This is a genomic window from Thalassolituus sp. LLYu03, from assembly GCF_050507655.1.
Lineage (GTDB): Bacteria > Pseudomonadota > Gammaproteobacteria > Pseudomonadales > Oceanobacteraceae > Venatoribacter.
This window is the reverse complement of sequence record NZ_CP191496.1, coordinates 3751991-3772276: the sequence shown is the minus strand read 5'-3', so window position 1 is coordinate 3772276 and position 20286 is coordinate 3751991. Positions and strand designations below refer to the sequence as shown.

The following is a 20286-nucleotide window of genomic DNA, read 5'->3' as shown; positions in this document are numbered from 1 at the left end:
AAGACCGGTAACAGCAGGCGCCGGTGGGTTTCTGTTCTTCATAAAAGTGTCACAATTACACCCCTGTATTTGCCTTAGAATCGGGGACCCACGATGAGCGGTGGCTACATTCTCGTTGTCGACGACGAGCCTGCAATCTGCGATATGATCCGTACCTGTCTGGAAATGGCTGGCTTTAAGGTCAGATTGTCTGCCAACGGCGCCCTCGCCCATCAGATGATTATCAATGATCGTCCGGATCTGGTGATCCTGGACTGGATGATGCCCATGCTGTCCGGCCTTGAGCTGACCCGTAAGCTGAAGCGTGAAGAGCTGACAGCCGATATCCCTGTGATCCTGCTCACCGCCCGTGCCGACGAGGACGACCGCATCAACGGTCTCGATTCCGGCGCCGACGACTACGTCACCAAGCCCTTCTCCCCACGCGAACTGGTTGCCCGGGTACGCGCCGTGCTGCGCCGCACCAACGCCCTGATTGACGATGTGCCACTGGCCGCCGGCAAGCTGAGCCTCGACCGCCAGTCGCAGAGCGCCACCATCAATGGCGAAGCCCTGACACTGGGACCTCTGGAATACCGCCTGCTGGAGTTTTTCATGCTGCACCCGAACCGCGTGTTCTCGCGTTCGCAGCTGCTCGACCGGGTGTGGGGCGGAAACGTCTATATTGATGAACGCACCGTGGATGTTCACATCCGCCGCGTGCGCAAAGTGTTGTCGGTGGATGGTCAGGAGCAGATGATCCAGACCGTGCGTGGTGCCGGCTACCGTTTCTCCCCTAACGATGCTCCCAAGGAGTCCTGATTGCAGAAAGAAGCCTGGCAGCGCGAGATACTGCGCGTCGTTATTGTCACAGGCCTGGGACTGGCCCTTGGTTGGTCAGCCGGATTTCCCCTCTGGGGACTGCTTGCAGGACTCATCGCTACTCTGATCATGCTGCTGCGCTCGGTGGAAGCCCTGTTCCGCTGGAGCTACCGTCAGGGACCGCCGCCACAGGATGCCGGTCTGGTCGGTTACAGCGTTGATAAGCTCATCCGCCGCGAAAAAAACCTGAAGAACAAACTGGCCCAGCAGGCGGCGCAGCTGCAGCGCTACAACCAGGGTATCGAATCGCTGCACGACGGTGTGGTGATCATTGATCAGGAAGGCCACATCACCAACTTCAACGGATCTGCCGCGCGCTTGCTGGGTCTGCGCAAACAGGACACCGGTCAGCACATGACCAACCTGATCCGTAACCCGCGCTTCACCCGCTATTTCAACGAGGCCGACTACGGCTCTTCGCTGCAGTTTGACGTCAGCCACCGCAAGCAATTCAGTCTGCAGGTGCAGATCACGCAGTTTGGTCTCGACCAGAAAGTCATGCTGGTGAAAGACATCACCGAACGTAAGCGCGTCGAAACCATGCGCCAGAACTTCATCGCCGACGTTTCCCACGAGCTGCGCACACCGCTGACGGTGATCAACGGTTATCTGGAAATGCTGCAGGACATGGAACTGGCACCGGCGCTGAAGCGCGCCATCGGCCAGATGGGCAGTCAGAGTCAGCGCATGACACTGCTGGTCAACGATCTGATTCAGCTGTCGAAACTGGAAAGCGCCAACACCGAGCAGGTCGGCACCTGGTTTGATCTGCAGCAGCTGAGCTTTTCGGTGGTCGACCAGCTGCAGGCACTGAGCAACGGCCGTATCCGCCTGCGCTGCGATCAGAAAATTGAAGTGCAGGGTTTTGCCGAAGAGATGAGCTCGATCCTCTCCAACCTGCTCACCAATGCGGTGAAATACGGCGGCGAAGGCACCATCGAATTCAGCGTGCGGCCGGTGTATGACGGCGTGAAAGTGAGTGTGAAAGACGAAGGGCCGGGCATTCCGCCACAGCACATCAGCCGCCTGACCGAACGTTTCTACCGGGTGGATGAATCACGCGAATCCACCGTGGGCGGTTCCGGTCTGGGACTGGCGATTGTGAAGCACGCGCTGGAACACCACGACACCGTGCTGGATATCGAATCCACCATGGGCAAGGGCTCAACATTCAGTTTTGTTCTGCCCGATGAGCGTTGCCGCGTCGAGCAGAAGGACTGATCGGACAAAGCGTAAAAACGCCGGCGTTAAAACTCCGGCCTCAACAACGCACCGCAAACACCAAGCTCTGACAACCTCAGAGCTTCAGAAACCCGGCGCACAGCTGGGTCAGGCGGTTAACCGCACCGCGGTTTTCCGCAACCGCCCGGCGGCCCGCACCCCCCATCGCCTGCCGTTCATCCGCACGTTCAAGGTAATGCAGTAACTGCTGCTGCAGATCGGCCGGATCCGCACTCACCAGCGCCAGCGCCCCACGCTCCTGCAGACTTTCTGCAATGGCAGCAAAATTCATATGATGCGGGCCCATCAAGGTGGCTTTGCCCAGCGCCGCCGGTTCAATCGGGTTGTGACCGCCGTGGGGAATCAGCGAACCGCCAACCAGCACCAGATCGGCCGACGCCAGTAAGCGCAGCATTTCTCCCATGCTGTCGGCCACGTACACCTGAGTATCCGCCGCCACGCGGTTTTCACTGCGCAGCGCCGTAGGCAGACCGCCAGCACGGGCGGCCTCGGCCACCGCCGCAAACCGTTCCGGATGACGCGGAATCAGCAACAGCAACAACCCCGGAATCTGCTGCGCCAGCGCCGGATACAGACTGAGCAGCAATTCGTCTTCGCCGGCGTGACTCGACGCCAGCGCCAGCACAGGCCGCTCTGAGCCCCACTGCGCACGCAGCAACTGCCCCTGTTGTTCAATATCGTCCGGTACCGACACATCGAACTTCACCGAGCCAGTGACTTCCAGCCGTTCCTGCGCCAGACCCAGCCCAAGAAAACGCTGACCGTCGACGGCATTCTGCACCGCCACCAGCGACAGACGCTGCAGCATGGGAAAGGTCAGGGCCGAAAACTTGCGGTAACCGCGGGCAGATTTTTCCGACAGACGTGCATTGGCCAGCATCACCGGAATGCTCTCCCGTTCGCAGGCGGCCAGCAGATTCGGCCACAGTTCGGTTTCCATCACCACCAACAGGCCTGGGCGCATGCGCTTGAGAAATAACTGCCAGAACACCGGCAGGTCGTAGGGCAGATAGACGTGCAGTACGTCATCCCCGAACAGGCGCTGCACCTGTTCAGAACCGGTCGGTGTGGTGGTGGTGACGATCACAGGGCAGGCCGGATATCGGGCACGGAACTGACTGACCAGCGGCGCCGCCGCCAGCGTTTCGCCCACCGACACCGCATGCAGCCACAAACCATTGGCCGGCGGACGCTGGCGGAACAGGGCAAAACGTTCGTGAATACGCTGCCGGTAACCGGGGTTCAGCCGCCCGCGCCACCACAGCCGGGCGACAAACACGGGTAACAACAAAGCGTAAATCAGGGTATAAAAAACGCGTGCCACTGAGCCTGATCCCTAAAAAATCCGAGCGCGGGATGATAGCACAGCCCCTGCCGGAACCAGTGCCCCCTTGCGGCCTCCGCTGCGCGGAAGCACAGACCACGTCACAGGCGACGGTCTGGTCTCTTGTGTTAAACTGCCGCCCTCTTTTTTGGCTGAGCTGAGCGAAATCCTGCCATGAGCGTGACTCTCCCTGACTTCCACCAGGCCCGTGTACTCGTATTCGGTGATGTGATGCTGGACCGTTACTGGACGGGTCCGACCTCGCGTATTTCGCCGGAAGCGCCGGTGCCTGTGGTGAAAATTCAGGATGTTGAAAACCGCGCCGGCGGTGCCGGTAACGTGGCGCTCAACATTGCCACGCTGGGTTCCGGCGTCGATCTGCTCGGCATTACCGGTGCCGACGAAAACGCCAGCGCGCTGTCCGGCATGCTCGAACAGTCGCGCGTGAGCTGCCATTTCCTGCAGCACCCGACGCACCCGACCATCACCAAACTGCGCATCATGAGCCGCCATCAGCAGCTTATCCGTCTCGATTTTGAAGAAGCCTTCGACGCCACCGACCTGACGTCGCTGTACGGCACCTTCGACGAGCGCGTAGCGAACGCCGGCGTTGTGATTCTGTCCGACTACGGCAAGGGCGCGCTGAGCAATCCACAACGCCTGATCAGTGCCGCCCAACGCCATAACGTGCCGGTACTGGTCGATCCGAAAGGCACCGATTTTGAACGCTACCGCGGCGCTACCCTGATTACCCCGAACCTGAGCGAGTTTGAGGCGGTGGTCGGTGTCTGCAAAGACGACGACACCTTAGTGGCCAACGCCCGCACCCTGATCAGCGACTTCGATCTGCAGGCGGTGCTGGTTACCCGCAGTGAAAAAGGCATGACGCTGGTACAGCGTGATCAGGAGCCGTTCCACCTGCCGGCCCGCGCCCGTGAGGTGTACGACGTGACCGGCGCCGGCGACACCGTCATTTCCGTGCTGGCAGCCGCGCTGGCCGCCGGTAAAGATCTGCAGCAGGCCACCGCGCTGGCCAACACCGCCGCCGGCATTGTGGTCGGCAAACTGGGTACGGCAACGGTTTCCACCGAAGAGCTGCGTGCCGAACTGCGCAGCGAGAACCAGCTGGGTGCCGGCATTTTCGACGAAGACAGCCTGCTGTTACTGGTGGAAGAAGCCCGGGCCCGTGGCGAAACCCTGGTCATGACCAACGGCTGTTTCGACATCATTCACCCGGGCCATGTGCAGTATCTGAAAGAAGCCAAGGCACTGGGCGACCGTTTATTAGTGGCGGTGAATTCCGATGAATCCGTCAGCCGCTTAAAAGGCCCGACGCGTCCGATCAATCCGCTCGATCACCGCATGGCGGTGCTGGCCGGACTGGAGAGCGTCGACTGGGTGGTGCCATTCGCCGAAGACACCCCAGAGCGCCTGATCTGCCGCGTACTGCCGGACATTCTGGTAAAAGGCGGCGACTACACCATTGAACAGATTGCTGGCGGCCGCTGCGTGCAGGCCAACGGCGGCGAGGTGATTATTCTGAGCTTTAAAGACAACTGCTCCACCACCGCCATTGTGAAGAAAATTCAGGAGAGCGAAGCATGATTATCGTAACCGGCGGCGCCGGCTTTATCGGCAGCAACATCGTAAAAACCCTGAACGAACAGGGCCGTAAAGACATCATCGTGGTCGACGATCTGACCAACGGTAAGCAGTTCTACAACATCAGCGACTGCGACATTGCCGATTATCTGGATAAGGACGACTTCCTCGCCCGCGTCAAAGCCGACGACGGTATTCTCGATAACGTCGACGTGATTTTCCACGAAGGCGCCTGCTCCTCCACCACCGAGTGGGACGGCAAATTCATGATGGACAACAACTACGAATACTCGAAAGTGCTGCTGCACGCCTGCCAGGCCAAAGGCATTCAGTTCCTGTACGCCTCCAGCGCGTCGGTGTACGGCGGCAGTGACGTATTCAAAGAAGAACGTCAGCACGAAAAACCGCTGAACGTTTACGGCTACTCCAAGTGGCAGTTCGACCAGTACGTGCGCAGCATTGAGCACACCTTCACCAGTCAGGTGGTGGGCTTCCGCTACTTCAACGTTTATGGTCCGCGCGAACAGCACAAAGGCTCGATGTCGTCGGTGGCGTTCCACTTCAACAACCAGATCAAAGACAACGGTGTGTGCAAACTGTTTGGCGCCACCGAAGGTTACGGCGACGGCGAACAGCGCCGCGATTTCGTGTTTGTCGGCGATGTGGTGAAAGTGAATCTGTGGTTCTGGGCCAACCCGGACAAGAGCGGCATTTTCAATCTGGGCACCGGCAAATGTCAGAGCTTTAACGACGTCGCCGATGCGGTCATCGCCTGGCACAAAGAGCGCGGCACGGCCGGCAAGAAAGACTACATCCCGTTCCCGGATCACCTGAAGGGTGCCTACCAGAGCTTCACCGAAGCGGACATCAGCAACCTGCGCAACGCCGGTTACAGCGATGCGTTCGCCACGGTAGAACAGGGTGTTGAGCTGTATATGGACTGGCTGAATGGCTGAGCAAGCGTCTTCTGTTGTCATGCCACGCGCGGCGCTGCACCCGAAATACTGGCTTCTGTGGCTGGGGCTCGGCGTGATGAAACTGCTGACCCTGCTGCCCTTTGCGGTTCAGCTGAAAATCGGCAAAGCCATCGGCCTGCTGCTGCACAAGGTTGCCGGCAGCCGGCGCAATATCGTGGAAGTGAATATCCGTCTGTGTTTTCCGGAAAAATCCGCGGCCGAGCAGAAGACTCTGGTACGCCAGATCTTTATCGACAACGGCATCGGTCTGATGGAAACCATGATCGCCTGGTTCCGCGACCCGAAATTCCTGATGGCGCGCACCCGCATCACAGGCCTAGATAAAGTCAGGGCCATGCAGGCGGAAGGCCGCGGCGTACTGTTGCTCGGCGCGCACTACTCGATGCTGGATCTGGCCGGCGCCCTGCTGAGCAACGAGCTGAACTTTAACGTCAGCTACCGCCCGCAGGACAACCCGGTGATGAACTATGTGATGGAGCGCTCCCGCGCCCGCCTGTTCGACAACTGCTTTACCCGCAAGGATGTGCGCGGCTTTGTACGCTCGCTGAAAAAATGTGAGGTGCTGTGGTATGCGCAGGATCAGGATTTCGGCCGCAAAAACAGTGTGTTCGTCGACTTCTTCGGCATTCCGGCAGCGACCATTACCGCCACCTCACGCATCGCGAAAGCGGGTAACGCCGCCGTTATGCCCATCACCTATTTCCGCCGCGACGACAACTCAGGTTACGACATGGTGATTCACGATCCGCTGCCGATTCCGGGCGAAGACGAAACCGCCGACGCCCGTCTGTGCAACGCCTTCCTGGAAGATCAGCTGCGTCAGCACACGTCGCAGTATCTGTGGCTGCACAAGCGTTTTAAAACCCGCCCGGAAGTGGCAGAGAAGAAAGGCCTGCTTTACAAACGCTGAGCGGATCACGGCACAGAACATAAAAAAGCCGGGTATTTCCCGGCTTTTTTATGTCTGCTGCCATCATGCTGAAGCGGTCTTCAGGCGGTTGTCGCCTGCATCACCCGCAGGTAGGTTTCCTGTAATACCTGCACGTCGTTGGCGGCGCGGTGGCGTTCAATGTGCATTTCGCTCCACAGCGTCTGCTTGGTATCGGTCCAGAGTTCCATCTGCTGCGGCGTCAGCAGCTTGTTGATGGTTTCAATCCGGAAGCGCTGCACCAGCTCGGCTTCGTCAAACAGACGGCCCATCCACGAACTGTCAAAACTCCAGGCGTCGGAATACAGGGTTTTGCCGCGCAACATATCGTTCATTTTCAGCGCCACTTCGCGCGGTGTCATACCGTCGCTGTCGAGCTGGCTGCGTGAAATGCCATGAATCAGTTCCGCTTCCACACTCCAGTGCAGCCAGGTCGGCGCCGGCTTGATCAGAAAGCTGTGAACCACCCGGTCTTCTGTGGCGAAGCCGACCTCAATGGGGTAGCTGCCGCGGCCAAAGCCGGACGCCTCAAGGTCAATGATGGGTGGGATACTGATGGCCAAACCTGAAATTCCTGTACTGTTTTAACGCGTGTTCTGTGTGAGTTTAGCGGCTCTGCAGCGTCTGCTCTATGTCGCGGCCGCGTTTCTTATTGGTTACTGCGTGTCTGAGGTGCCACGCGCATCACTTCGGCCACGGTGGTCATGCCCGCCGCTACCTTGTGGGCGCCACTGAGACGCAGGCTGTGCATACCTTCTTTCATCGCCGCCTGACGCAGTTTGCTGTGGTCCATCTGGTCGCTGATCAGCACTTCCAGATTCTCGGTCATCGGCATCACTTCATAGATGCCCATACGTCCCAGATAGCCGGTGCCACGGCACTCCAGACAGCCTTTCGGGCCGTAGATGTGCTCCGGGGTTTTCACCAGCCAGGGCGCGGTCAGCTGTTTCCACAGTTTGTCGTCCACCGGCTCTTTCACCTTGCAGTGCGGACACAGGGTCCGCACCAGACGCTGGGCCATCACCCCGATCACGCTGGAGCGGATCAGATACGCCGGCAGACCAAGTTCCAGCAGGCGGGTAAACGCCGACGGGGCGTCGTTGGTGTGCAGGGTCGACAGCACCAGGTGACCGGTCAGGGCCGCCTGCACGGCAATTTCTGCGGTCTCGAGGTCTCGCACCTCCCCCACCATGATGATGTCCGGGTCCTGACGCAGCAGGGCGCGCACACCGCTGGCGAAGGTCAGGTCGATGCCGCCATTCACCTGCATCTGGTTGAACGAGCCTTCGACCATCTCAATCGGATCTTCGATGGTCGATACGTTCACCTCAGGCGTGGCCAGCTGCTTCAGCGTGGAATACAGGGTGGTGGTTTTACCCGAGCCTGTTGGCCCGGTAACAAAGATGATGCCGTGGTTGTTGCGCGTCATCTGGTTCCAGCGGCGGTGATCTTCTTTGCTGAAACCCAGCTCCGAGAAACTGCGCACCAGCACCTGCGGGTCGAACACCCGCATCACCAGCTTCTCGCCAAAGGCCGTCGGCAGGGTGGACAGACGCAGCTCGACTTCCTGGCCGGATGGCGTCTTGGTTTTCAGACGGCTGTCCTGCGGTTTGCGCTTTTCGGCAATGTTCATACGGCCGAGGGATTTGATCCGCGCCACCACAGCAATCGCCACCTGCGCCGGCAGGTCGTAGACATTGTGCAGGACACCGTCAATGCGGAAACGCACATGGCCGACTTCGCGGCGGGGCTCGAGGTGAATATCACTGGCGCGCTGGTCGAACGCGTACTGCAGCAGCCAGTCCACAATGTTGATGATGTGTTCGTCATTGGCGTCCGGAGCCCGGGCTTTGCCCAGCTCGAGCATGGACTCCAGATTCTGCACCACGCTCGCGCCCTTGTGGGTCTGACGGGCACGGTTCACCGAGTTGGCTAACTGGTAAAACTCCACGCGGTAGCGTTCGATGTCGCCCGGTGCCGCCAGCACACGCTTAACATGACGACGGGTCACGTGTTCAAGGTCCGGCACCCAGGCTTCGATGTCCGGCTCGGCACAGGCCACGACAACGCTGTCCGTTGTCACCTCAACCGCCAGAATGCGGTTACGCTCGGCGAAGGCGTACGACATCACCTCGGTGACCTTGGTCACGTCCACTTCCAGCGGATCAATCTGCACCGTCTGCATACCGCATTTCTGCGCCAGCCAGCTCACCAGACCATCTTCATTCAGCACCTGACCTTTGCTGCGCGCGTCGGCGAAATTCTGCCGGCCCAGCAGGGTCAGTACGTGCATCCCGGCTTCTTCCGGCTTACGGCGGACGCCCAGCGCCAGCTGATAATCTTCATCGCCCAACATCTGGTCGCGACGCAGATCTTCAATCAGCGACTGTAGTGTCAGTTGACGTTCCGCCTGAGCCTGCATATCGGGAGATCCTTGTGGTTATATCTGCCGCGCCAGATGTTTCAGATGTTCCAGCGCCCATTCAGTGTATTCAGTCAGAGGCCGTAATGGCTCTGCCGCGTCGGCAAGCGGTGACGGCCGCACCAGCAGCGTCTGCGCACCGAGCATGTCGGACAGCACCCGCACCACGCCATCGCCGATGCCACCACCGGCGATGCCCAGTCCACGGGCCACACCCGGCAGATCCTGAGCGTAATCCGCGCATTGCTGCAGCAGCGCCATTTCGTGCGCCAGGCCGCGCCAGCGTTCTTCTTCCTGCGGACGACGGGATTTCAGCTCATCCAGCAAAGGACCATGGGCGCGTAGCAAATGCCGCAGCCAGTGACCCAGTGGCTCGCCGGCGCTCTTGCCGGCTTCCAGGCTGTACAGGGCATAGGCTGCATTCAGCATTGCCGACGCCAGTGCGCTGTCGCCGCGGGTCGCCTGCACGGCGGCCTGCCAGCGGCGGTCGAGCGCCTGCAATTCTCCGGCCACCAGCGTGTCGTCATCGGCGGAACGCAGATACGCGTTCAGCTGCGCCAGCGTGGCCAGGGTTAACAACGGCTGTTCCCACCGATCCAGCGCGGCGCGCAGGTCACGGGTTTGCGCGCGTTTAACCGCTTTACCGGCCAGCTGCGGCAGCGACCGCAGAGCCTGCCAATGACGACGGGCACGCAGCGCGGCGGCGCGGTCGCCTTCCCACAGACAGGCTTCTAATGCCCGCTTGAGGTGCAGAAATTCGTAATGCAGGAGCGCCGGCAGGGCAACGCTGAGATCGTCCTGCTCGTTAGTGTCGGTGCGCTGATGCCACGGGCGGCTCAGTTTCGCCAGCCGGTAGCCACGCTCGGCTTTGCTGATGTCGCTCAGCCACAGAGGGACAGTGCCGGCCAGTTCCTGCGCCATGCGCCAGAGGCAGACCGCATCGCCGTCTTTCAGTTCCAGTTCCACTTCGCACAGTGGCAGCTTCTGTGCACCGGCGCACACTTCACCCTGATCAATCACTACTTCGGCGGTACCGCCAAAAGCCTGCCACTCGAACGCCTGACGTTCAAAGTGGGTGGTAAACACCTCGCCCAGACGGCTCATGTCGAGACCGGCAGGCCAGGCGGCTGCTACTTCGGCGGATTGCAGCACCACGGTATTGAGCACAGGCTCGGACAGTGGCCAGTTCCACTCACCGCGTAACTGCAGACCGGCGAGGCTGGTGCCACGGGTCTTGAGGGTTTGTTCGTAACCATTGGCTTTCTGGCGGATGCGCAGGGCCGCACGGGCGGCAGAAAGCCCGGCCTCCGGCGTATCGAGGTACCAGTTTTTCAGCGTAGAATGGCTCAACGGTCGTGCCGTTGCGTTCAGGAAGGTGACCAGAGCCGGAACATGGTCCGGGCTCAGGCGCAATTTGAGTTCGGTTTCTTTAGTCATCGCGCCATTGTCCTGACCAGCCGGTCATTAAGCAAGGGAGCTTGCGGCCAACAGAGTGTCTGCCCGTTCACGAGGTTATCAGGAATTATGAACCAGCCCCGCCTGCCGGCTCTGAAGGAGCGTCTGCAAACGCTGATCGGCATCAACAGCATCAGCGCCGTATTGCCGGAATACGATGAAAGCAATCTGCCGGTGATCGAGGTGCTGGCCGAGTGGTTTTCCGCGCTGGGCTTCAGCACCGATATTCAGCCGGTGGACGGTTTCCCCGGCAAAGCCAATCTGGTGGCCACGCTGGGCAAAGGCGATGGCGGTCTGGTGCTCAGCGGCCATACCGATACCGTGCCCTGCAATCCGGACCGCTGGCAGTCGGACCCCTTTAACCTGAGCGAGCGCGACGGCCGTTTTTACGGTCTGGGCACCTGCGATATGAAGGGCTTTTTTGCACTCATCATTGAAGCCGTACAGCACTACCGCGCGCAGGATTTTAAGCAGCCGTTGATCGTGCTGGCCACCGCCGACGAAGAAAGCTCCATGTGCGGCGCCCGGGCACTCGCCCGTCAGGGCAAGCCGAAAGCACGCTACGCCGTGGTCGGCGAACCCACCAGCCTGAAGCCGATCCGCATGCACAAAGGCATCATGATGGAAGGCATCCGCCTGACCGGCCGCGCAGGCCATTCCTCCGATCCGGCACTGGGCATCAATGCGCTGGATGCCATGATCCCGGTGATGCAGGAGCTGCAGGCGCTGCGTCTGGATCTGGCCGGCCGTTTTCAGAATGCACATTTCGCCGTGCGGACCCCGACCCTGAACCTGGGCTGTATTCACGGCGGCGACAACCCCAACCGTATCTGCGGCAGCTGCGAGCTGGCCTTCGATCTGCGCACCCTGCCGGGGATGAGTAACGACGACCTGCGCGACGAAATCCGCCGCCGTTTAAACCCGATTGCGGCGCAGAATCAGGTGACACTGGAAATGAGTTCGCTGTTTCCCGGCGTCGACTCGTTCGCCACGGCGGAAACCAGCCCGCTGGTGCAGGTCGCCGAACGCCTGACCGGTCATGTCAGCGAAGCCGTCAACTACGCCACCGAGGCGCCGTTTCTGCAGCAGATGGGCATGGACACCATTGTCCTCGGGCCGGGCAGCATTGATCAGGCCCACCAGCCGGATGAGTTTCTGGCCCACGACCAGATCGACCCGTGCGTGGCGATTCTGCGTAACCTGATCGAGCGCTTCTGCCTGACCGCAGCCCATGATTAAATCCGCCTACGAAGCCCAGTAAGGACACCGAGTGAATCCGACCGACTACGTAAAATGGTTCCGCCATTCATCGCCCTACATTAACGCCCACCGCGGCAAGACCTTTGTGGTCATGCTCGAGGGCGACGCGATTGAGCACGACAATTTCAATAATGTGGTGCAGGACATTGCCCTGCTCGCCAGTCTGGGTGTGCAGCTGGTGCTGGTGCACGGCGCCCGCCCGCAGATCGACAGCGTGCTCAAGGCACTGAACATCGAAAGCCGGTTTCACAACGACCTGCGCATCACCGACGCCAGCGCGCTGAACGCGGTTAAAGCCGCCGTGGGCATGGTAAAGGCCGATGTGGAATCGCGCCTGTCCGTCGGCCTGCCGAATTCGCCCATGCACGGCGCCCGCATCCGCGTGGTCAGCGGCAATTTCGTGACCGCCAAACCCATGGGCGTGATCGACGGCGTCGATTTCCAGAACACCGGCGAAGTGCGTCGTATCGAACACCAGGCCATCAGCGAGCTGCTGAGCCAGCGCAACATCGTGCTGCTGTCGTGCACAGGTTATTCACCCAGCGGTGAAATGTTCAACCTCTCCGTGGAAGACGTGGCCCAGCACGCGGCCGTCAGCCTGCGCGCCGACAAGCTGATTGTGCTCGGCCGCAACGCCGGCCTGCCGGACGACAACGGCGAAATCCTGAAAGAAGTCACCTGCCTCGATCTGGAACAGCACATTCACAGCCTGAAAGGCGAAGCGCGTAATCACGCCGACGCCGCCATCAAAGCGGTACGTCAGGGGGTACCGCGCGTGCACCTGCTCAGTTACGCCGACGATGTGGCCCTGCTGCAGGAGCTGTTCACCCGCGAAGGTAAAGGCACGCTGGTCACCCAGTACGCCTACGACCAGCTGCGCGCCGCGCGCACGGAAGACGTGGCCGGCATTCTCGAACTGCTGCGGCCGCTGGAAGAGAAAGGCATTCTGGTGCGCCGCTCGCGTGAGCTGCTGGAAAACGAGATCCACCGGTTTTACGTGATCGAACGCGACGGCATGATCACCGCCACCGCGGCCCTGTATCCGTATTCCGACGATCAGGCGGAACTGGCCTGCGTTGCCGTGCACACCGACTACCGCGGCACCAGCCGCGGCGCCCGTCTGCTCGAGCAGATTGAACAGGAAGCGCGCCGGCGCAGCCTGAAACAGCTGTTCGTGCTGACCACGCGTACGGCCCACTGGTTTGTCGAGCACGGTTTTGTGCCCGGCCCGGTGGAAGCCCTGCCGCAGGAGCGTCAGCGCCTGTACAACTTTCAGCGTAACTCCAAGGTCTTCTTCAAAGCACTGTAATGGACCTTTCCCATCTGGGGCGCGAACTGCACCGCCGTTACGACGAGTTCGGCCCCATTCTGGTTCTCGATGACGGCAACAAGCGCTACCTGAGCTTCGGCACCGCCGACGAACAGAGCTGCCAGCTGAAAAGCGCGCCGCTGCAGCTGCAGCACGAATACGCGCGGTCGATGGCGTCTGTGCTGGTGCAGTTTGCCAGTCTGTCCCAGGTGCAGCAGGTGACCCTGCTGGGTACCGGCGCCGGCACCATGGCCAGTACGCTGCATCATGTGCTGGCGGATGCCCATATCGACGCCGTCGATGTGCGCGCGGCGGTATTTCAGGTGGCGTGGCAGTATTTCGGCCTGCCACGCGGCCCGCGTCTGACCACCCACACCAGCGATGCCGGTTTTTACCTGCGCGACGCCCAGCCCGGCCACTGCGACCTGTTAATCGCCGACCTGTATCTGGCCGACGGTCTTGACCCTCTGGTGTTGCAGCCAGACTTTCTTAAAGCCTGCGCCGGGCATCTGAGCGATGACGGCTGGCTGGTGCTCAATCTGTGGAAAGAACACCGCGAACAAACCGACTGTCTGGCGCATCTGAAAGCCCTTTTCCCTCTGGTTCTGCAAACCACTACCAGCGATGGCAACTGGATTCTGCATGCCAGCCGTGCCGCTGCCGCCAGCAAAGACGGAGCGCGCGAGCGGGCCAAAGCACTGGCAGCACCTCTGGGTTTTAATCTGTGGAACAGCGTGAAGGGCTTTTACCGGCACAGGTAGCGAAGCCTGAAGCCCGAAGCTGGAAACTGAACAGACGCCGCAAGGCTGACGTTTCTCACCCCTCGCCTGCCGCCGATTTCTGTTACTGTGGTTTCACTCAGCGCATCCGCGCCGCGAAAAAATAACAACAAAGAGACAATCCTATGATGCTGAATCTGATTCAGATCGGCCTGCCCGTCGCCCTGATGCTGATCATGGTGGGCGTTGGCCTTGGCCTGACCCCAGGCGACTTCAAACGCGTGTTCCGCGAACCCAAAGGCTTCCTGATCGGCGCTTTCTGCCAGATGGTGCTGCTGCCTCTGGTGGCCATCGCCATCATCGAAGTAACCGGCCTGCACGGCGAAACCGCCATCGGCCTGTTTATTCTGGCGTTGTGCCCGGGCGGTACAGTCTCGAACCTGTACAGTTTCCTGGCCAAAGCCGACGTCGGCCTGTCGGTGTCCCTGACCGCGGTCATTGGCTTTATCACGCCGTTCACCATTCCGTTGCTGAGCGTGTGGGCGATTAATCACTACAGTGACGCCGGCAATCATTTCGAACTGCCGCTGCTGAAAACCTGGCTGCAGCTGATTGTGATTACTGTGATTCCGGTGATCGTCGGTATGGGCATCCGCGCCCGCTGGCCGCAGCTTGCCAAACGTCTGGAATCGCCGCTGACGCGTTTCTCGGTGGTGGTGCTGGCGCTGGTGATTGTTTCTATCTGCCTGAGTCTCGGCGACAAAATGATCGGTTTCCTGCTGCACGCCGGCCCGGCCGCGCTGCTGCTGAACCTCAGCACCATGGCGCTGGGCTATATCGCCGGCCGCTGGTTACTGCACAGCGAAGCTCAGGCGCGCACGATTTGTCTGGAAGTCGGTCTGCAGAACGGTACGCTGGCCCTGCTGATCACCACCGGCATTCTGAAAAGCGCCGGCATGTCGGTGGCGCCGAGCGTGTACGGTCTGCTGATGTTTGCCACCGCCACGCTGTTCACGCTGGCGGTGCTGCGCAAAGACAAACAGCAACCCGCTCTGGCCTGATCAGGAGGTCATTCCGGGACAAAGACAGGCCCGATTGTCAGGCAATCCAACCGGGCCAGCGGACCTTCTCCCTGCTATAGTTAGGGCTAATTGCGCCGCAAAGGGGCTTGCGGCGCGCCCCTACAGGAGTTGGTTCGATGACGTTAAAACCAGTGACCACATTACGGCCGCTGTTCTGGTTTCCTTTGCTCTGGCTGTGCGCCCTGCACGCTCATTCTGTCGAGCTGGTACTGAACGGCAGCGCCGTGTATCAGCAGCTCACCCGCGACTATTACCTCGCCGGCCTGTATTTGCCCAAAGCCAGTGACGACCCCGGCTACATCTTCGCGTCGTCGACCGCCAAACGTATGCAGATGGTGGTACGCATCAACCGCTGGACGCCGCGCAAATGGTCGGGTCAGTGGCAGAACAACATTTCCATCAACAACGACCTCAACAGCGCGCCGGCATCGTTGCAGAAAGCGCTGATGGAATTCACCCAGTTTCCCCGGGCCGAACTGACCGAAGGCGATGAAATCATCGTCGACTACCAGCCGGGCGGGAATACCCGCGTGCTGCTCAACGGCGATCAGGTGATCGAATCGCCGGGCACCGACCTGTTTAATTTTCTGCTCAATACCTGGATCGGCAAACTGGCGCCGTCGCGCGAGTTCCGCCACGAAATACTGCATCAGAGCAACGACGCGCTGCGCACCGAGCTGACCCGGCATAAGGTCAGCAGCGAACGCAAAGGCGTGTACGCCGGCTGGATAGCCGCCGAAAAAGCCCAGGCAGCGCGCGCCAGAGCCGCCGAGCAGGCGGCCGCCAAAGCCCGCGCAGACGCGCTGGCTGCGCAACGGGAGCAGGAACAACAGGCACAACTGAAAGCCCGTCAGGACGAAGAAATCCGCCAGCGTGAGGACGCACGCAAACGGGAAGAAGAAGCCCGTCTGGCCGCCGCCCGCAGCGAATCGGAAAAACAGGCAGTCGCCCGCGCCAAAGCGCTGCGCGCAGCCCAGTCGGAAGCCGCCAAAGCACAGGCCAAAGAGCTGGTCGGCTCCACCAGCAACGCACTGGGCCAACGCAAAACAGCTCCCGTGCTGGCCGAAGAGCAGCGCTACTTCCTTGAGCTGCTGCAGTGGAATCTGCAGCGCCTGACCGAAGCCAACGTCACCTATCCGACCTGGGCGCGGCAATTCGGCCAGGAAGGTCTGGCGCAGGTGGATTTCACCTTCAGCCGCGAACGCAAAATCACCAACCTGCAGGCCCGCGATGAACAGGTCGACGACCTGCTGATCAGCGAACTGGAACGCGCCCTGGCACAGGCCGCGCCCGATGTGGATATTCCGGCCGGACTCAGTGGCGAGCAGTGGCCGTTATCGGCGTCGTACCGCTTCGCCCTCGCCAGTGATGCGCAGGAATCACTGACCATGCCGCAGGCGCCGTCGTCGCTGCGCACCGGCCCGCTGCCGGAAGCGGAACAGGAAGCCCTGCGGCAAAGCTACCGCGAAGCACGCAATCAGGCCGTTGCCCGACGCGTTGATTACCCGGCCGCCGCCCGTATTCTGAAGAAAAAGGGCTGGGTGAGTCTGGAGGTGGATGTGCAGCCGGATGGCACTGTGCTGGCGGTGCGTCAGCCGAAACCTTCCCCGCACCGCGAGCTGAACGACGCACTGGCCGATGCGCTGAAAAAGGCCCAGCCGTTTCCGCCGTTGCCGGATGGTCTGGCCGACCGTGTGCTCACCATCAACATCAGCTACGAATTCCGCCTGTAATCATCGCGCTGAATGCCGGACATCATGCAGGGTGTCTGGCAATTACTGCGCACGACGCCGACACTGAGGACTCCCATCTCACCGGAGTCCGCCATGCCTTACGTAAATATCCGCATTACCGACGAACAGGTAACCCCAGAACAGAAAGCCCGTCTGATTGAAGGCGCCACCCAGTTACTGGTGGATGTGCTGAATAAAAATCCGGCCACCACCTTTGTGATCATTGATGAAGTGAATACCGACAACTGGGGTATTGGCGGCAAGACGGTGACGGATTTACGCGCCGGGCGCTGACATATCAGCTGTCGTTCACTCATAAAAAAGCGCCGGTTAATGGCGCTTTCTTATTGCGGCGACTCAGGCGCCAGGTTGCTGAACTCTCTGCTCGGTTTACGGCTTTTGTGTCTGAGCCTGCACGCCCCATTGGTACAGGGTATTGATGATGGGCGTTAAGGCTTCACCAAGTTCCGTTAAGCGATAATCCACGCGCGGTGGTACCTGCGGAAATACCGTGCGACTGATCAGGCCGTCGTGTTCCAGCTCGCGCAACTGCTGCGTCAGCACTTTCTGACTGACGGGTGGAATATTCTTTTTTAATTCGCTGAAACGATGCGTTCCGATACTCAGCATATGAATAATGATGGGTTTCCATTTGCCCCCCATCATGCCCATGGCATGCACCAGCGGGCAGTTCATGGGATTGTCGATGTGCCAGTTTTCCTTGTTCACAGTTACCACCAGGTTACTCAGTGAGAAAATGGTGCCCTCTTGTCCGGGCGTTTTAAAAATACCAGTATGACCTCACTGACGCGACAGGAGAGGGATGATGCTCAGGATAATACGAGTACCTGTACTGCCATTCGGCATGGTGAACGCCCATCTGATTATCGGCGCGAACGGCTGCCTTCTGGTGGACGCCGGCCTGCCCGGTACCGAAAAAAAACTGCAGGCCGTTCTTAAACACAACGGGCTTGGATTCCGTGATATCCGCTTAATTGTCATTACCCATGCGCACGTCGATCACGCCGGCAATGCAGCAAAAATCCGCTCGTTGTCGGGCGCGCCCATTCTGGCGCACGAGGGCGATTTACCTTACTACCTGCGTGAACGGGAAATGCACTTTTGCGCCAGCGGTCTGTTTGGCCGTTTATTCCTGCGCACCGGCCTGATGTATGAGCCGTACGAGCCGTTCCGCCCGGATATTCTGCTGCAAGACGGCGACAGCCGCTCACTGAACGAATGGGGGTTCGACGGTCTGGTGCGCCATACACCAGGGCACACCGCAGGCTCGATCAGCGTTCAGCTGGAAGGCCAGCACATGCTGGTCGGGGATTTACTGGCATCGGGATTATTACTGGGCGGCATCGCCTTCACAGGACGCGCCAAAAGCCCACCGTTTGAAGATGATCCGCACCAGGTCGGTAAACAATTACAGGCACTGATTGCCGACGGCGGCAGCGATTTTTTTATCGGACATGGCGGGCCACTGTCGGCTGCGCAGGTTGCTCAACACGCTGCACGGCTGCTGAAAAAACAGCCGTAGTGCACAAGGCGTGTTATTAAAATAAGCGTATCAGTAAAATCGGCGCGTCAATAAAATCGGCGTGCGATTGAAATCGAGCACAAATTACCACGGCAGTGGTTCAGCCACCTCGGCCCAGCGCTGGTTATCGTGAATATCTGCCAGATCCAGCGCGAGCTTTTCACAGGCCGCGACGGCAATGTCCCAGCGCCGGCGGCGTTCGCTGTAATCCGGATACTGATAAAAATCCTCCAGATCCGGAATGCGGCCGCCGGGCAGAGAGGCGGCAAATTCCCACGACGGTGCGATAATAATCGTGCGGCGATAATGTTCGCGTGACGACGTACGCCACTTCAGTTTTTTATCGAACCAGCCGCCGATCGGTGCTTTGGCAAAATAATGCGGATACAGCACGAAGCCGTTTTCTGGCATCACCGGCAGGTCGAACTGATAGTCGGTAATACCGCCATCACGATAAGTGCCTTTCGGCGCACCGGGAATATCACGCACACCGCTGATGGCAATTGGAATGGCGCCGGTGGCGAGAATGGCCGGGCCGATATTGTCTTCGGTCAGTGCCACATGACGCGCCGGTAAATGCGGAAAATGATCAATCGGCGGCTTGTCCGGATGATGGAAAAACACGCGCTCGACCCAGGGGCGCATGGCACTGCGCGCCACCATATTCGACGCCAGCGCGCCGGCCATACCGACGGTCTGTACCAGTTTGTGTTCGGACGCCCCCAGCCCACGGCAGCGGGCCACCAGGGTGTTATAGCGCACCACCGGGTTGTGAATAATTTCATGGGCGCCGTTATCACCCAGAATTTCATTCAGAATATGGCGGCAACCGTCGCCCACTTCCTGCGCCGTCGGTTTGGCGGAATATTGCTGCGCCATATAGGCTTCCTGAAAACGCGCATGCGCTGCCAGCGGATCTTGTTGCGCGTAGCACGCCAGTCGCCAGCCACCGGCGGATGTGCCCAATGCATGCAGCGGCTTTTTACGGTCGCGGAACCATTCGCTGATCAGGTAACGGTCTATGGCCGCCAGCGACAACCATTTCGGGCCGCCCGAAGCACCCAGAATCATTTCGATATCGTCTGGTTTCAGACCGTTGGCGCGGATATGAGCCAGTGCGTCGGCACCGGCGAAAATTTTCAGAGCGGGCTTCATGCCGTATTCCCGGTAACACTCAATTCACAGACGTCTTTGTAACGTTTCTGCGTGACAGTTTTAAGGGGCAAATACGCTAGGAAAGGATTAATGCCGGCCGGGAAAGACAGACGGCGTTTATTCTTTACCCGGCCGTTCAGACGATCAGACGCGCTCGTACACCACGAAACTGTAGTCGTACGGATTACCCCCTTCGGCAGCAAAATCCTCACGCGCTACCGCCTGCCACTGGCCGCGATCAAATTCCGGGAAAAAGGCGTCACCTTCGACCTCGGCGTGCACTTCGGTGAGGTACATGCGCTCAACCAGAGCTAATGCCTGCGTATAAATTTCGGCGCCGCCAATGATCAGCGCCTCGTCCTGACCATTGATCAGCGCCAGATTAGCGGCCAGTGCCTGCGCCGCTTCGAGCGAGCTGACCACTTTCACGCTGTCGTTGGCGTTCGGCGGCAGGTAATCGCCCTGACGGGTGATGACGATATTGGTCCGGCCCGGCAGCGGCTTGCCGATGCTTTCGTAGGTTTTGCGCCCCATGATGATGGTTTTGCCCATGGTCACCTGCTTGAAGTATTTCAGGTCGTTGGGCAGATACCAGGGCAGTTTGTTGTCGATACCAATGGTGTGATTGCGGGCCAGCGCCACAATTAAAGAAAGTTTCACAGCGGCAATCCGTA

General features: G+C 59.8%; 19 protein-coding genes. 12 read left to right on the top strand and 7 right to left on the bottom strand.

From position 1 onward, the window contains the following. Positions 1–93: 93 nt before the first annotated feature. Complete coding sequence (phoB, locus tag ACQUQU_RS16825) at positions 94–801, top strand: phosphate regulon transcriptional regulator PhoB (protein WP_430460868.1); 708 nt, start codon at positions 94–96, stop codon at positions 799–801. Then, positions 802–2082, top strand: coding sequence for a phosphate regulon sensor histidine kinase PhoR (gene phoR / locus ACQUQU_RS16820; protein ID WP_430460867.1), 1281 nt, complete (start codon positions 802–804; stop codon positions 2080–2082). Between the two features lie 76 nt (positions 2083–2158). Here the strand turns inward: phoR and waaA are convergent, their stop codons facing one another. Continuing rightward, the gene (gene waaA, locus ACQUQU_RS16815) at positions 2159–3427 is read right to left on the bottom strand and encodes a lipid IV(A) 3-deoxy-D-manno-octulosonic acid transferase (protein WP_430460866.1); all 1269 of its coding nucleotides are present in this window, start codon (positions 3425–3427) and stop codon (positions 2159–2161) included. 174 nt (positions 3428–3601) lie between these two features. On the opposite strand from waaA, the gene hldE reads away from it, so the two are divergent. From hldE to lpxL, 3 genes are read left to right on the top strand one after another with little or no spacing between them, the layout of a single operon-like run. Beyond that, on the top strand, positions 3602–5032 hold the full coding sequence (hldE, locus tag ACQUQU_RS16810) for a bifunctional D-glycero-beta-D-manno-heptose-7-phosphate kinase/D-glycero-beta-D-manno-heptose 1-phosphate adenylyltransferase HldE (protein WP_430460865.1): 1431 nt from the start codon (positions 3602–3604) through the stop codon (positions 5030–5032). Continuing rightward, the gene (rfaD, locus tag ACQUQU_RS16805; protein WP_430460864.1) at positions 5029–5985 is read left to right on the top strand and encodes an ADP-glyceromanno-heptose 6-epimerase; all 957 of its coding nucleotides are present in this window, start codon (positions 5029–5031) and stop codon (positions 5983–5985) included. Before hldE ends, rfaD begins: the two co-directional genes overlap by 4 nt. Then, positions 5978–6916 (top strand): LpxL/LpxP family Kdo(2)-lipid IV(A) lauroyl/palmitoleoyl acyltransferase, encoded by a 939-nt coding sequence (lpxL, locus tag ACQUQU_RS16800; protein WP_430460863.1) that lies wholly within the window; start codon positions 5978–5980, stop codon positions 6914–6916. Before rfaD ends, lpxL begins: the two co-directional genes overlap by 8 nt. An 80-nt stretch (positions 6917–6996) precedes the next feature. Here the strand turns inward: lpxL and ACQUQU_RS16795 are convergent, their stop codons facing one another. The 3 genes from ACQUQU_RS16795 to ACQUQU_RS16785 all read right to left on the bottom strand — a co-directional run bounded on the left by ACQUQU_RS16795 (position 6997) and on the right by ACQUQU_RS16785 (position 10793). Further along, positions 6997–7497 (bottom strand): 3'-5' exonuclease, encoded by a 501-nt coding sequence (locus ACQUQU_RS16795; RefSeq protein ID WP_430460862.1) that lies wholly within the window; start codon positions 7495–7497, stop codon positions 6997–6999. A gap of 86 nt (positions 7498–7583) precedes the next feature. Continuing rightward, positions 7584–9356: a GspE/PulE family protein gene (locus tag ACQUQU_RS16790; protein ID WP_430460861.1), complete on the bottom strand. Its 1773-nt coding sequence runs from the start codon at positions 9354–9356 to the stop codon at positions 7584–7586. Between the two features lie 18 nt (positions 9357–9374). Continuing rightward, a complete protein-coding gene (locus tag ACQUQU_RS16785; protein WP_430460860.1) occupies positions 9375–10793 on the bottom strand; it encodes an inorganic triphosphatase in 1419 nt (472 codons plus the stop codon). Positions 10794–10880: 87 nt separating this feature from the next. Here ACQUQU_RS16785 and argE point away from each other — a divergent pair, with 87 nt between their 5' ends. The 6 genes from argE to ACQUQU_RS16755 all read left to right on the top strand — a co-directional run bounded on the left by argE (position 10881) and on the right by ACQUQU_RS16755 (position 17208). Next, on the top strand, positions 10881–12050 hold the full coding sequence (gene argE, locus ACQUQU_RS16780) for an acetylornithine deacetylase (RefSeq protein ID WP_430460859.1): 1170 nt from the start codon (positions 10881–10883) through the stop codon (positions 12048–12050). A 31-nt stretch (positions 12051–12081) separates the two neighbouring features. Beyond that, entirely contained in the window at positions 12082–13380 is a 1299-nt protein-coding gene (gene argA, locus ACQUQU_RS16775; RefSeq protein ID WP_430460858.1) for an amino-acid N-acetyltransferase, read from the top strand. Then, positions 13380–14141, top strand: a complete 762-nt coding sequence (locus tag ACQUQU_RS16770; RefSeq protein WP_430460857.1) for a spermidine synthase — start codon at positions 13380–13382, stop codon at positions 14139–14141. The genes argA and ACQUQU_RS16770 overlap by 1 nt, the downstream gene beginning before the upstream one ends. Positions 14142–14284: 143 nt before the next feature. Beyond that, positions 14285–15160, top strand: a complete 876-nt coding sequence (locus ACQUQU_RS16765) for a bile acid:sodium symporter family protein (RefSeq protein ID WP_430460856.1) — start codon at positions 14285–14287, stop codon at positions 15158–15160. Positions 15161–15297: 137 nt separating this feature from the next. Continuing rightward, positions 15298–16914, top strand: coding sequence for a TonB family protein (locus ACQUQU_RS16760; protein ID WP_430460855.1), 1617 nt, complete (start codon positions 15298–15300; stop codon positions 16912–16914). Between the two features lie 93 nt (positions 16915–17007). Continuing rightward, on the top strand, positions 17008–17208 hold the full coding sequence (locus ACQUQU_RS16755) for a 2-hydroxymuconate tautomerase family protein (RefSeq protein WP_430460854.1): 201 nt from the start codon (positions 17008–17010) through the stop codon (positions 17206–17208). Between the two features lie 96 nt (positions 17209–17304). Here the strand turns inward: ACQUQU_RS16755 and ACQUQU_RS16750 are convergent, their stop codons facing one another. Then, on the bottom strand, positions 17305–17643 hold the full coding sequence (locus ACQUQU_RS16750; RefSeq protein WP_430460853.1) for a winged helix-turn-helix transcriptional regulator: 339 nt from the start codon (positions 17641–17643) through the stop codon (positions 17305–17307). A 97-nt stretch (positions 17644–17740) separates the two neighbouring features. On the opposite strand from ACQUQU_RS16750, the gene ACQUQU_RS16745 reads away from it, so the two are divergent. Then, positions 17741–18457 carry an MBL fold metallo-hydrolase gene (locus ACQUQU_RS16745; RefSeq protein ID WP_430460852.1) on the top strand — a complete coding sequence of 239 codons (717 nt, stop codon included), beginning with the start codon at positions 17741–17743 and terminating at the stop codon, positions 18455–18457. An 84-nt stretch (positions 18458–18541) separates the two neighbouring features. Here the strand turns inward: ACQUQU_RS16745 and ACQUQU_RS16740 are convergent, their stop codons facing one another. Beyond that, positions 18542–19612 (bottom strand): patatin-like phospholipase family protein, encoded by a 1071-nt coding sequence (locus ACQUQU_RS16740; protein WP_430460851.1) that lies wholly within the window; start codon positions 19610–19612, stop codon positions 18542–18544. A 144-nt stretch (positions 19613–19756) separates the two neighbouring features. Further along, complete coding sequence (locus tag ACQUQU_RS16735) at positions 19757–20272, bottom strand: dihydrofolate reductase (protein ID WP_430460850.1); 516 nt, start codon at positions 20270–20272, stop codon at positions 19757–19759. Positions 20273–20286: the final 14 nt, after the last annotated feature.